Here is a 13,304-nt window from a genome sequence, read left to right on the forward strand (position 1 = left end):
ACGAAGCAGCAGCAACGTAGCTAGTTGTTCAGCAGCCTGCTAACAACACGAATCGATCCTGAGGTAGCTAGGATGCGACCCGGAGGCTCCGTTTCCAGAGCCCCTGATTAGCGGGAGCGAGGCCATCATGCGACCGACGAAAATGTTCGTCAATCGTTTTTGTAGTGTTTTTTTAGATCTACTACATAAGTCTTAGGTCGACCGTATGGTCACGTTTTACGGGCCTCTCAGTCGATTACGTCGACCTTCACGCGCATGCTCATATCTTCACGGCCTTCGGTGGAGTGGCGACGCAATACACCGCTGCTGTCGGCCTGACTTTGTTCACTGCTGCCACCAATGCTGATCCATTCGCCGATTCGGCCGCTGACGCGGGTATCGGCCTGCTGGATGTCGATCACACCAGGTTGCGTCTGGTTGACACGGTCACGATTGCTGCTGATCTCCAGGTGCACGACATCGCCGGCCAGGCTCGCGGTGACGTAGAAACCCTGGGTGACATTGCGATACTCGGTGTTGTTGTACACCTGGCCATAGGGCCCGCGACTGCTGGTGGTCACCGGTACGCTCTGGCCGACCTGAATCAGCGCCGGATAGCCTTCACTGGTCTGCACCTGCTGAGTGCCGCCGCCACGGCTGTCGGTACTACGGCGGATGATGCGCGCCTGATCGCGGCCATTGACTTCGCCACGGCCAATCTCCACGCGACCATTGCCGGCGCTGATGCTGCCATCCACGCCGTAACCCCGGTCATCGCGATAAGTGGACTCACTGGTGTCGACGCTGATCAGCAAGCGCCTCGGCTGAGTATCGAGTTGGCCGAGCAGGGCGCGGATTTCCTCGATCTTGGCCGCCGGCGCGTTGACGATGAGCTGGTTGCCATAGGCGCTGACGCGCCCCTCGTTACCTAATGCCGACTGCACCACGGGCAGCAGGTCGCCAGCGGTTCGGTAGTTGAGCGGGATGACTTCGGTGGCAGCCACCGCCGACAGGCTGAAAGCGAGCAGGGCAGCGCTGAGAAAATACCGTTTCATAGCAGAAAACTCCGCAAATCAGGATCAAGGATGCTGGTCTCCCAGGTTTGATCGAATAACCGCTGCAATTGGCGAACACGGGCCGGATCCTGGTATTTCGCATACCCGGCGAATTGATCCGGCTCAGGGCGCATCAACAGACCTTGATCGTCAGCCAGCAGAAAGGCGCCTTCGGGAAAAGGGTAATCCGGATGGCAGCGGCGCATCTGTACGTGGCTGGACAGTCTGCGCGATAACGCGATCAGCCGATGCCCGTCGCGAACCGCGCGGCCGCTATCACGCAGCAGAATGCGTAGCCGGCTATTGCGATGGCTCAGCAGGAAGCGCGTACACGCTTCCTGGATGCTGCTGTGGTGGTAGAGCCAGGGTTCGAGGTCAGGGCTGTAAAGGCACAGCGTGCGGCAGGCCTGTTGCATCAAGGCCAGGGCATGGCTGCGAGCCTGATCGGGAAGGCTGAAGCGCTGCAGCGCCCGCTCACTGCCCAGCACGTAGGGCGCCGGCTCCCAGGCGGCGGGTTGCGGCAGCTGGCTGTCGGGGTTGTGCAGGGCAAAACGCCCTGGCGACTCGAACTCGATCAGGTCGAGCTCAGTGTCGTCGGGCGCGTGTTCATCGTTCATGCTGACCTCTGTGGCACCGGCGTAACGTCGCACAGGCCACAGCTGATCATCAGCCGCTGCTGCGCACCATGTCGACGTGAGGAATGCCCGCTTCCAGGTATTCCTCACTCACTACAGTGAAGCCCAGCTTTTCATAGAACGGCGTTGCCTGCACCTGGGCGCTGAGCATTTGCTGACTCAGCCCACGTTTCTCCGCCTCGGCGATTACCGACTGCAGCAGCGCTTCGCCGACCTTCAGGCCGCGCCAATCCTTGAGTACCGATACCCGACCGATCTGGCCATCGGCCAGCAGGCGCGCGGTACCGATCGGGTAGTCGCCGTCGCAGGCGAGAAAATGCACGGCATCGCTGTCTTCGGCGTCCCATTCCAGTTCAGGCGGCACGGCCTGTTCGGCGACGAATACCGTTTCGCGGATGCGTCGCAGTTCTTCGTAATCCTTGTGCCAGTCGGCGATGCGTACGCGCAGGTCATTCATCGGCAAACTCCAGGCTGCCTTGCTTGGCCAGTTCGAGCAGCAGGGTACGCGCTTCGTCGTTTGCCAGCCATGGGCCGAGGTTTTCCAGGTGCAGGGCATCGGCCGAGCAGACCATTTTCAGCAATTCGCGCAGGCCTGCGGAAAGCAGGCGGCTATGGCCACTGGCGAACAGCACCAGGTCTTCGCCCACTTCGGACCAGGCCATGCGTGCGCTGGGGTTGCGGATCAGTACCGCGCCGTCTTCCAGTTGGTCGAGGAAACCATCCTCGTCGATCTCGATACCGGCGATCAGTTCCGGGTAGCGTGGCTCGGTCATGAACTGGCCGAACCAGGTCATCAGCAGGCGCTCGTCGCCCATATGTTCGGCGAGCAGCGCCTTGAGACGATCCAGAGCATCGCGCTGGATTTCGTGCGGATCGCTGGCAGGCGCAGTGCCGGCGTCGCTATAGCGCGTTTCATCGGGCAGGAACTGGCCGAGAAAATCGGTGAAATGGGTCAGTACTTCGGCCGCGCTGGGTGCGCGGAAACCCACGGAATAAGTCATGCAATCGTCCTCGGCGGTACCACAGTGGGCCAGGAGCGGCGGCAGATAGAGCATATCGCCGGGCTCGAGTACCCATTCTTCAGTTTGATCGAATTGAGCCAGGATCTTCAGATCCAGATCTTGCAGCAGGGGGCTTTGCGAGTCGCACATCTGGCCAATCTGCCAGCGGCGGCGGCCATGGCCCTGCAGGAGAAATACGTCGTAATTGTCGTAGTGCGGGCCAACGCCGCCGCCGGGGGCGGCAAAGCTGACCATCACATCGTCGATGCGCCATTTGGGTAGGAACTTGAACTGCTCCAGCAATTCGGCAACATCCGGCACGAACTGGTCGACGGCCTGTACCAGCAGCGTCCAGTCGCGCTCAGGCAACTGAGAGAAAGCGTCCTCGGCGAAGGGGCCGCGGCGCACTTCCCATGGCGTTTCGCCATGTTCGAGCACCAGGCGCGATTCGACTTCTTCCTCGAGGGCGAGGCCGGCCAGTTCGTCCGGAGAGATCGGGCTTTCGAAAGCGGGGATGGCCTGGCGCACCAGCAGGGGCTTCTTCTGCCAGTAATCACGCAGGAATTCGCGTGCGCTCAGGCCACCCAATAGCTGAAGAGGAGCATCAGGATTCATCTGTAAGTCCTTGATATTTATTGATGCGTATAAAAAGAAACGCCCGGCTTCAGCCGGGCGTCCTTGAGACTGAAGACAGCTTAGATGCGTTTGGCCTGGGCCACCGCGTTGCCGATGTAGTTGGCCGGAGTGAGCTGCTTGAGCTCTTCCTTGGTTTGCAATGGCATATCCAGGCCGTCGATGAAGGCCAGCAGCGCTTCTGGCGTGATGCCCTTGCCACGCGTGAGCTCCTTGAGTTTCTCGTAGGGATTCTCGATGGCGTAGCGACGCATCACCGTCTGGATCGGTTCGGCGAGCACTTCCCAGCAGGCGTTCAAGTCTTCAGCAATACGTTGAGTATTGAGCTCCAACTTACTGATTCCCTTGAGGCTTGCTTCGTAAGCGATCACGCTGTGAGCGAAGCCGACACCGAGGTTGCGCAGCACGGTGGAGTCGGTCAGGTCGCGCTGCCAGCGGGAAATAGGCAGCTTGCTGGCCAGGTGCTGGAACAGTGCGTTGGCGATCCCCAGGTTGCCTTCGGAGTTCTCGAAGTCGATCGGGTTGACCTTGTGCGGCATGGTCGAGGAGCCGATCTCGCCAGCCACGGTCTTCTGCTTGAAGTAGCCGAGGGAGATGTAGCCCCAGACGTCGCGATCGAAGTCGATGAGGATGGTGTTGAAACGGGCGATGGCATCGAACAGCTCGGCGATGTAGTCGTGAGGTTCGATCTGCGTGGTGTAGGGGTTCCACTGCAGGCCCAGATCGCTCTCGATGAACTGACGGGCGTTGGCTTCCCAGTCGATCTGCGGATAGGCGGACAGGTGGGCGTTGTAGTTGCCCACGGCACCATTGATCTTGCCGAGCAGCGGTACGGCGGCGACTTGGGTGACCTGCCGCTCCAGGCGGTAGACGACGTTGGCCAGCTCCTTGCCCAGGGTGGTCGGCGAGGCTGGCTGACCGTGGGTGCGCGACAGCATCGGCACGTCGGCGAATTTCACCGATAGTTCGCGGATTGCAGCGGCGATCTGGCGCATCAGCGGCAGCAGCACGTTGTCGCGGCCTTCGCGCAGCATCAGGGCGTGGGACAGGTTGTTGATGTCCTCGCTGGTGCAGGCGAAATGGATGAATTCACTGACCTTGTCCAGCTCTGGCAGCTTGGCGGCCTGTTCCTTGAGCAGGTACTCCACGGCTTTGACGTCGTGGTTGGTGGTGCGCTCGATTTCCTTGACGCGCTCGGCGTGCTCCACCGCGAAGTTCTCGGCCAGCTCGTTGAGCAGCGCATTGGCTTCGGCGGAGAAGGGCGCGACTTCGCTTACACCTTCATGGGCAGCGAGGCGCTGCAGCCAGCGGACTTCGACCTGAACACGGAAACGAATCAGGCCATATTCGCTGAAAATGGGGCGCAGGGCGCTGGTTTTGCCGGCATAGCGGCCATCTACGGGCGAAACCGCGGTGAGCGAGGAAAGCTGCATGGGAGGCGTTCTCGGACAGTCGGGCGTTGAAAAGGGCGCACATCATACACGAATTAGGGCAGCCATCGGCGGCGCCCCTAGGTCATTCGATGAACGAGATGCACATCAGAGAAGTAGCGCAGATTAACTGCGCAGCATCGGGTAAAGCTCTCGCAGCAATTTGCGGCGACTGAACACCAACTGCCAGCGATGCCCGCCCAGTTGCCGCCACAGGCGCCCCGAGCGGATGCCCGCGAGCAGCAGGGCGCGAATTTTCGAGGCATTGCCCGGCTGCTGCAGGAAGCGGCTGTCGCCCTGTACCTGAATACGCTGCCGGAAGGTGCTGATGGTGTCCTGATACAGCGCACCGCATGAAGACACCACGTTCTCGTGGCCGATCCCGAAGTGTTCGGCCTGGCTCTGGATCTGATCCAGGCGGCTGCCCATCAGTTGCAAGAGGTCTCCGCGCTTGTCGAGTTGCCGCTCCAGGCCCAGCAGGGCCAGGGCATAGCGCAGCGGCTCGCGCTGCAGGCTGGTAGGGTCGCGCTCCAGAGCGCTGACCAGGGCGCGGTAACCCTCGCGCAGATTGAGGTCATCACCACCGAACACATCCAGGGTGCCCTTGGAATCACGCACCAGCAGGCTGCCGATGAGGCATGTCACTTCGCTTTCGGCGGCCTGGCCGGTCTTGGCAATCTTGTCGACCATCACCGCAGCTTGAAATACGGCGCCAAGGGCGATCAGTTGTTCCTGTATCGAATTCATCGCGGGGCACCCTCGCTCCAGGGCTCGGCGCTTTCGATCACGCCACCGCCAAGACAGATATCGCCATCGTAGAACACCACGGACTGGCCGGGCGTGACGGCGCGTTGCGGCTGGTCGAACGTGGCACGGTAGCCATCAGCGCTGCGCTCCAGCGTGCAGGTCTGATCCGCCTGGCGGTAGCGAACCTTGGCGGTCAGTCGGCGCGGTGTGTCCAGTTCGACGGGGTTGACCCAGTAGATCTGCGACGTGTTCAGGGCGCGGGAGAACAGCCACGGGTGCTCGTTGCCCTGACCGACCACCAGCACGTTGCGAGTCAGATCCTTGTGCAGCACGTACCAGGGCTCGTCGCTGGCGTCTTTCAGGCCGCCGATGCCCAACCCCTGGCGCTGACCGATGGTGTGGTACATCAGACCGTGGTGGCGACCGATGACATCGCCCTCGGTGGTTTCGATATCGCCTGGCTGAGCTGGCAGATACTGCTTGAGAAAATCGCTGAAACGGCGCTCGCCAATAAAGCAGATGCCTGTCGAGTCTTTCTTCTTCGCGGTGGCCAACTCGTATTTCTCGGCAATCGCGCGCACCTGGGGCTTTTCCAGCTCGCCGACAGGAAACAGCGTCTTGCCAATTTGTTCACCGCCAACGGCATGCAGGAAGTAGCTCTGATCCTTGTTCGGGTCAAGGCCCTTGAGCAGCTCGCTACGTCCGTCGATATCGCGGCGACGCACATAGTGGCCGGTGGCAATCAGGTCGGCGCCAAGCATCAGGGCGTAGTCGAGGAACGCCTTGAACTTGATTTCGCGGTTGCACAGGATGTCCGGGTTCGGCGTGCGACCGGCCTTGTATTCGGCCAGAAAGTGCTCGAACACGTTGTCCCAGTACTCGGCGGCGAAGTTGGCGGTATGCAGCTTGATGCCGATGCGGTCGCACACGGCCTGAGCGTCCGCCAGGTCGTCCATGGCGGTGCAGTATTCGGTGCCGTCGTCCTCGTCCCAGTTCTTCATGAACAGGCCTTCGACCTGATAGCCCTGTTCGAGCAATAGCAGGGCCGATACGGAGGAGTCGACGCCGCCAGACATGCCGACGATGACGCGTTGAGTGGCTGGATCTTGCATGGTCAGGATCGATACGGGCTTCAAAGGGGCGGGATTCTAACAGGATGCGCACGACGTTTCAGCGCAGCCACGTTGATAGGCATTATCAAGCTTCGTTTACATGGGGGCGCGGATGATACTGAGCGGAAAGCGCTCGCCGCTGAGGTAATCGTCCAGGCAGCGCATTACCAGCTCACTGCGCAGGTGATCGGATTCGGCTTGCAATTCTGCATGAGTCAGCCAGCGGATGCCGCTGATGTCGGTATCCAGCGCGCGTTCGGGATCATGCCTGAGCAGGTTGGCGGTGAAGCAGATGCGTTGATAGGTCACGCCATTGCTGGGCGCCGTATACAGGTAGATACCGGTAACGCCGGTCAGCTCGACATCGCAGCCGGTTTCTTCCAGGGTTTCGCGTACAGCGGCCTGCTGCAGACTTTCCCGGGGCTCCAGATGGCCGGCGGGCTGGTTGAGCACCAGGCGGCCGCCCTTGAGTTCTTCGACGAACAGAAAGCGCCCGTTGTGCTCGACTATCGTCGCAACGGTGACGTGTGCGTACCAATCCATAAAGGCTCCTTTTCAGGGCTGAAAACAACAACCCCGGCGCTAGGCCGGGGTCGTTGGCGTTACATCAGCACATTACTCAGACCAGCGAGGCCAGAACAGTGTTGAGGGTATCGCTCGGGCGCATGACTTTTTCGGTCAGTGCCTTGTCAGGTGCATAGTAGCCGCCGATGTCAGCCGGCTTGCCCTGTACTGCACCCAGCTCGGCAACGATCTTGGCTTCGTTGTCGCTCAGGGCCTTGGCCAGCGGGGCGAACTGCGCTTGCAGCGCCGCGTCTTCGTTCTGTGCCGCCAGAGCCTGAGCCCAGTACAGCGCCAGGTAGAAGTGGCTGCCACGGTTGTCGATACCACCAACCTTGCGTGCCGGCGACTTGTCGTTGTCGAGGAATTGGCCGGTAGCCTCATCCAGGGTCTTGCTGAGCACCAACGCCTTGGGGTTGTCGTAGGTGTTGCCCAGATGCTCCAGAGAAGCGGCCAGAGCCAGGAACTCACCCAGGGAATCCCAGCGCAGGAAGTTTTCCTCGACCAGTTGCTGTACGTGCTTGGGCGCGGAGCCGCCAGCACCGGTTTCGAACAGACCGCCGCCGCTCATCAGCGGAACGATCGACAGCATCTTGGCGCTAGTGCCCAGCTCCATGATCGGGAACAGGTCGGTCAGGTAGTCGCGCAGTACGTTGCCGGTCACCGAGATGGTGTCCTTGCCTTCACGGATGCGCGCCAGGGAGAACTTGATGGCTTCGACCGGCGACAGCACGCGGATGTCCAGACCACTGGTGTCGTGATCCTTCAGGTATTTCTGTACCTTCTCGATCATCACGGCGTCGTGGGCGCGAGCCGGATCCAGCCAGAACACGGCGGGGGTGTTGCTCAGGCGGGCGCGGTTGACGGCGAGCTTGACCCAATCCTGGATCGGCGCGTCCTTGGCCTGGCACATGCGCCAGATATCGCCTTCTTCCACGTCCTGCTGCATCAGCACCTGGCCGTTGCTGTCGACCACGCGAACCACGCCGTTGGCCTGGATCTGGAAGGTCTTGTCGTGGGAGCCGTACTCTTCGGCTTTCTGCGCCATCAGGCCAACGTTCGGTACGCTGCCCATGGTGGTCGGGTCGAAGGCGCCATTGGCCTTGCAGTCCTCGATCACGGCCTGGTAGATGCTGGCGTAGCAACGATCCGGGATCACGGCCTTGGCATCTTGCAGCTCGCCAGCGGCGTTCCACATCTTGCCCGAATCACGAATCATCGCCGGCATCGAGGCGTCGACGATAACGTCGCTCGGCACGTGCAGGTTGGTGATGCCCTTGTCGGAGTTGACCATGGCCAGCGCCGGGCGCTCGGCATAGACAGCATTGATATCGGCTTCGATCTCTGCCTGCTTGTCGGCTGGCAGTTTTTTGATGCTGGAGTACAGGTCGCCAATGCCGTTGTTCAGGTTGAAGCCCGCTTCCTGCAGTGCAGCAGCGTGCTTCTCCAGGGCCGACTTGTAGAACTCGGCAACGATCTGGCCGAAGATGATTGGGTCGGAGACCTTCATCATGGTGGCTTTCAGGTGAACCGAGAACAGCACGCCCTGCTTCTTGGCGTCTTCGATTTCGGCAGCGATGAAGCTGCGCAGCGCCTTCTTGCTCAGAACCGAGCAATCCAGGACTTCGTTGGCCAGAACGGAGGTTTTCTCTTTCAGTACGGTAGTGCTGCCGTCGGCGGCAAGCAGCTCGATCTTCACGCTGCCATTGGCATCGATCAGCGCAGCCTTTTCGCTGCCGTAGAAATCGCCGCTGCTCATGTGAGCCACGTGAGACTTGGAGTCAGCGCTCCAGGCGCCCATCTTGTGCGGGTGCTTGCGGGCGTAGTTCTTGACCGACAGCGGTGCGCGGCGGTCAGAGTTGCCTTCGCGCAGTACCGGGTTCACGGCGCTGCCCTTGACCTTGTCGTAGCGGCTGCGGATGTCGCGCGCTTCGTCGCTGTCGCCGCTATCCGGATAGTCGGGCAGGGCGTAACCCTGGCTCTGCAACTCCTTGATCGCGGCCTTCAGTTGCGGAACCGAGGCACTGATGTTCGGCAATTTGATGATGTTGGCTTCTGGCGTGGTGGCCAGTGCGCCCAGCTCGGCCAGATGATCACCCTGTTTCTGAGCATCGGTCAGAAACTCGGGGAAGAGAGCCAGGATACGGCCGGCCAATGAGATATCGCGGGTTTCGACGGCGATATCCGAGGAGGCGGTAAAGGCTTTGACGACGGGGAGCAGGGAGTAGGTCGCGAGCGCAGGAGCTTCGTCGGTGAGGGTGTAGATAATCTTCGAGCGTGTGGTCATATTTGATTTAACTCTCTTTTTGCTGAACTTTTGCACAAGGCACTGATCCGGGTGAGGTGGCTTCTGGCCACAGCGCGGCATCAATGATGTGAATTCGAAGTTCCATCCCGATGATGTTGGGTGTCGCAATCGACCGATGGCGATAGCGGATCGCCTCTAAAGGTCGGCACGACAAGTGCTGGAAGCCGTACTCCAGGCGAATGCGCCTTTATGACTACTCAGTCAGCGCCCGAGTATATCAAACCAGCGGACTATGGCAGTGACCAAGTTGCTCGCGGCCATACTGAACGAGGCGCTCAGGCACCCTGGATAAACCTCTGGATAGGCCTATTCGGAGCGCAGATTGGTCGCAATGCAGGCGCGTATGAGAAGGTAGGCCGCGTATTTTACGCGGTTCGAGGGTCAATTCGACCAATGTCTAGGAAGAGCCCCCGCATACCCCGACAACGGAAGCGGAAACGAAAAAGCCGGTCGTGAGACCGGCCTTTAAGATGCAGATTAAGAGGTCAGACCTCGACCGGCTCCCCGCGCACTCTACTGGTGGCGGTGGCAGCGACCTCGGAGGTCGCCTGGGCTGCGCTGATATTCACGGCATGGAGGCCTTTGGGGCCCTGAATAATATCGAAGCTTACGGCTTGTCCGGCTTTCAGGGTTTTGTACCCGTCCATCTGGATGGCCGAATAATGGGCGAACAGGTCCTCATCTCGGCCGTCGGCCAGGATGAACCCATAGCCCTTGGCGTTGTTGAACCACTTGACCTTACCACTTAGCATGCTGATATCCCTCTGCAAGGAACCCCATTGCTGGAGTATCATCCACATTAGATCCCGCGTTCGTAAGATTGCTCATGCGAGCGCAAGCCCTTTGACCCCGTAGGGGTATCCTTTGGTTGTAACACCCTTTTGCCGATAGTCAAGGCAACGCACGAAGCAACGATAAACGGGTCATATTCTCTGCTACCCGCTTCCATTCACCCACGAACCTTTTAATCCAGCATGCATGCAAGTAGCCAGATTCGACTAACATTCAATCAGGATCGACCCGCACCGCATGAGGACGACTCTTCGGGACTTGCCGTCGAGGAATCCAAGCCGGCATTGCAGGCGCCTCCGCTCTATAAGGTGATCTTGTTCAATGATGACTACACCCCCATGGATTTCGTGGTCGAGATACTTGAGACGTTCTTCAACCTCAATCGCGAGGTGGCGACCAAGATCATGCTGACAGTGCATACCGAAGGTAGCGCCGTTTGTGGTCTCTATACCCGCGACATCGCCGAGACCAAGGCTACACAGGTCAATCAATACGCGCGGGAAAGCCAGCATCCATTACTCTGTGAAATCGAGAAGGACGGTTAACGCCGGCCGCTTGGGCATGAGGTGAAGCTATGTTAAATCGAGAGCTCGAAGTCACCCTCAACCTTGCCTTCAAGGAGGCACGCGCCAAGCGTCATGAATTCATGACGGTGGAGCACCTCCTGCTGGCTCTTCTGGATAACGAAGCAGCAGCCAGTGTGTTGCGCGCATGCGGTGCCAGCCTGGACAAGCTGCGCAACGATCTGCAGGAATTCATCGATTCGACGACCCCGCTGATTCCGCAGCATGACGAAGAGCGCGAAACCCAGCCTACGCTGGGTTTCCAGCGCGTACTGCAGCGCGCGGTGTTCCATGTGCAAAGCTCCGGCAAGCGCGAAGTGACCGGCGCCAACGTGCTGGTCGCGATCTTCAGCGAGCAGGAAAGCCAGGCCGTGTTTCTGCTCAAGCAGCAGAGCGTGGCACGCATCGACGTGGTCAATTTCATCGCCCACGGTATTTCCAAGGTGCCGGGGCAGGGTGCGTCTCCGGAAGCCGAGCAGGAAATGCAGGATGACGAGGGTGGCGAATCCTCGTCGTCAGGCAATCCGCTGGACGCCTACGCCAGCAATCTGAACGAACTGGCCCGCCAAGGGCGCATCGATCCACTGGTTGGCCGCGAGCACGAAGTCGAACGCGTGGCACAGATTCTCGCCCGGCGCCGCAAGAACAACCCATTGCTGGTCGGCGAGGCTGGCGTGGGCAAGACCGCCATCGCCGAAGGTCTGGCCAAGCGTATCGTCGACAACCAGGTACCGGATCTGCTCGCCGACAGCGTGGTCTACTCCCTCGACCTGGGGGCATTGCTGGCAGGCACCAAGTACCGCGGTGACTTCGAGAAGCGCCTCAAGGCGTTGCTGACCGAGTTGCGCAAGCGTCCCCATGCGATCCTCTTCATCGACGAAATCCACACCATCATTGGTGCCGGTGCGGCGTCCGGCGGTGTGATGGATGCCTCCAATCTGCTCAAGCCGGCGCTTTCGTCTGGCGAGATCCGCTGCATTGGCTCCACCACCTTCCAGGAGTTCCGCGGCATCTTCGAGAAGGATCGTGCCCTGGCGCGCCGCTTCCAGAAGGTCGATGTGGCCGAGCCTTCGGTGGAGGACACCATTGGCATCCTCAGGGGGCTCAAGGGGCGTTTCGAGCAGCACCATGATATCGAGTACAGCGATGAGGCATTGCGTGCTGCTGCCGAGCTTGCATCGCGCTACATCAATGACCGTCACATGCCTGACAAGGCCATCGATGTGATCGACGAAGCGGGTGCCTATCAGCGCCTGCAGCCGCAGGACAAGCGCCTCAAGCGCATTGATGTGCCTCAGGTCGAAGACATCGTCGCCAAGATCGCGCGGATTCCTCCGAAGCACGTCAGCAGTTCCGACAAGGAATTGTTGCGCAACCTGGAGCGCGACCTGAAGCTGACAGTATTCGGCCAGGATGCCGCCATCGACTCGCTGGCTACGGCCATCAAGCTGTCTCGTGCGGGCCTCAAGGCACCGGACAAGCCGGTTGGCTCGTTCCTGTTCGCCGGCCCGACTGGCGTCGGCAAGACCGAAGCCGCTCGTCAGCTATCCAAGGCGCTGGGTGTGGAGCTGGTGCGCTTCGACATGTCCGAGTACATGGAGCGGCACACCGTATCCCGCCTGATTGGTGCGCCACCTGGTTATGTCGGCTTTGATCAGGGCGGTCTGCTGACCGAGGCCATCACCAAACAGCCGCATTGCGTGCTGCTGCTCGACGAAATCGAAAAGGCCCACCCGGAAGTCTTCAACCTGCTACTGCAGGTGATGGATCACGGCACCCTGACCGACAACAACGGACGCAAGGCGGATTTCCGCAATGTCATCCTGATCATGACCACCAACGCTGGTGCCGAAACAGCGGCCCGGGCGTCGATCGGTTTCACTTATCAGGATCACTCGTCCGATGCCATGGAAGTGATCAAGAAGAGCTTCACGCCGGAGTTCCGCAACCGTCTGGATACCATCATCCAGTTCGGTCGACTCAGCCACGAAACGATCAAGAGCATCGTCGACAAGTTTCTCATCGAGTTGCAGGCGCAGCTCGAGGACAAGCGGGTCATGCTTGAGGTCAGCAACGCTGCACGGGACTGGCTGGCGGAGCAGGGCTATGACGTGCAAATGGGTGCGCGACCGATGTCGCGCCTCATCCAGGATCGGATCAAGCGCCCGCTGGCGGAGGAAATCCTCTTCGGCGAGCTGTCCGAGCATGGCGGCACCGTCCACGTGAATCTCGAGAATGGCGAACTGACGTTCGATTTCGAGACAGCGGCGGAAATGGCCTGAGGCGACCAAGGCGGACTCACTGAGTCCGCCAGTTGCCCGATGATTGCGGCAACGACGGAAACGAAAACGCCCGGCAGATGCCTAATGCCAGTCAGTTAAGGCATTGACTCCGAGGCTGCGGTAATAGAAACAGGCTCCTGGATTTCCATGAGCCTGTTTTTTTATGTCCATCCAGCAAGCACTCCGGCAGACCGCCGAACTCAATC

At 60.1% G+C, this 13,304-nt stretch carries 12 protein-coding genes; 2 read left to right on the top strand and 10 right to left on the bottom strand.

Annotation, left to right across the window (positions count from 1 at the left end):
- Positions 1–227 precede the first annotated feature (227 nt).
- The 10 genes from DNK06_RS23945 to cspD all read right to left on the bottom strand — a co-directional run bounded on the left by DNK06_RS23945 (position 228) and on the right by cspD (position 10,213).
- On the bottom strand, positions 228–1,034 hold the full coding sequence (locus tag DNK06_RS23945; RefSeq protein ID WP_131182464.1) for a secretin N-terminal domain-containing protein: 807 nt from the start codon (positions 1,032–1,034) through the stop codon (positions 228–230).
- The gene (locus tag DNK06_RS23950; RefSeq protein ID WP_131182465.1) at positions 1,031–1,651 is read right to left on the bottom strand and encodes a DUF7931 domain-containing protein; all 621 of its coding nucleotides are present in this window, start codon (positions 1,649–1,651) and stop codon (positions 1,031–1,033) included. The genes DNK06_RS23945 and DNK06_RS23950 overlap by 4 nt, the downstream gene beginning before the upstream one ends.
- A gap of 49 nt (positions 1,652–1,700) precedes the next feature.
- A complete protein-coding gene (locus DNK06_RS23955) occupies positions 1,701–2,126 on the bottom strand; it encodes a GNAT family N-acetyltransferase (RefSeq protein WP_131182466.1) in 426 nt (141 codons plus the stop codon).
- Complete coding sequence (locus tag DNK06_RS23960) at positions 2,119–3,285, bottom strand: ribosomal protein uL16 3-hydroxylase (RefSeq protein ID WP_131182467.1); 1,167 nt, start codon at positions 3,283–3,285, stop codon at positions 2,119–2,121. The genes DNK06_RS23955 and DNK06_RS23960 overlap by 8 nt, the downstream gene beginning before the upstream one ends.
- Before the next feature lie 80 nt (positions 3,286–3,365).
- Positions 3,366–4,736 (bottom strand): adenylosuccinate lyase, encoded by a 1,371-nt coding sequence (purB, locus tag DNK06_RS23965; RefSeq protein ID WP_131182468.1) that lies wholly within the window; start codon positions 4,734–4,736, stop codon positions 3,366–3,368.
- A gap of 123 nt (positions 4,737–4,859) precedes the next feature.
- Positions 4,860–5,480, bottom strand: coding sequence for a high frequency lysogenization protein HflD (hflD, locus tag DNK06_RS23970; protein WP_131182469.1), 621 nt, complete (start codon positions 5,478–5,480; stop codon positions 4,860–4,862).
- Positions 5,477–6,592, bottom strand: a complete 1,116-nt coding sequence (gene mnmA / locus DNK06_RS23975) for a tRNA 2-thiouridine(34) synthase MnmA (RefSeq protein ID WP_131182470.1) — start codon at positions 6,590–6,592, stop codon at positions 5,477–5,479. The genes hflD and mnmA overlap by 4 nt, the downstream gene beginning before the upstream one ends.
- Positions 6,593–6,688: 96 nt before the next feature.
- Positions 6,689–7,135, bottom strand: coding sequence for an NUDIX hydrolase (locus DNK06_RS23980; protein WP_131182471.1), 447 nt, complete (start codon positions 7,133–7,135; stop codon positions 6,689–6,691).
- A 76-nt stretch (positions 7,136–7,211) separates the two neighbouring features.
- A complete protein-coding gene (locus tag DNK06_RS23985) occupies positions 7,212–9,440 on the bottom strand; it encodes an NADP-dependent isocitrate dehydrogenase (RefSeq protein ID WP_131182472.1) in 2,229 nt (742 codons plus the stop codon).
- Positions 9,441–9,946: 506 nt separating this feature from the next.
- Complete coding sequence (gene cspD, locus DNK06_RS23990; protein WP_131182473.1) at positions 9,947–10,213, bottom strand: cold shock domain-containing protein CspD; 267 nt, start codon at positions 10,211–10,213, stop codon at positions 9,947–9,949.
- 222 nt (positions 10,214–10,435) lie between these two features.
- On the opposite strand from cspD, the gene clpS reads away from it, so the two are divergent.
- The gene (gene clpS / locus DNK06_RS23995; protein WP_131182474.1) at positions 10,436–10,798 is read left to right on the top strand and encodes an ATP-dependent Clp protease adapter ClpS; all 363 of its coding nucleotides are present in this window, start codon (positions 10,436–10,438) and stop codon (positions 10,796–10,798) included.
- Between the two features lie 29 nt (positions 10,799–10,827).
- Positions 10,828–13,098, top strand: a complete 2,271-nt coding sequence (gene clpA / locus DNK06_RS24000; RefSeq protein ID WP_131182475.1) for an ATP-dependent Clp protease ATP-binding subunit ClpA — start codon at positions 10,828–10,830, stop codon at positions 13,096–13,098.
- Positions 13,099–13,304 lie beyond the last annotated feature (206 nt).

It is taken from the genome of Phytopseudomonas daroniae (assembly GCF_004327285.1).
Taxonomy (GTDB): domain Bacteria; phylum Pseudomonadota; class Gammaproteobacteria; order Pseudomonadales; family Pseudomonadaceae; genus Aquipseudomonas; species Aquipseudomonas daroniae.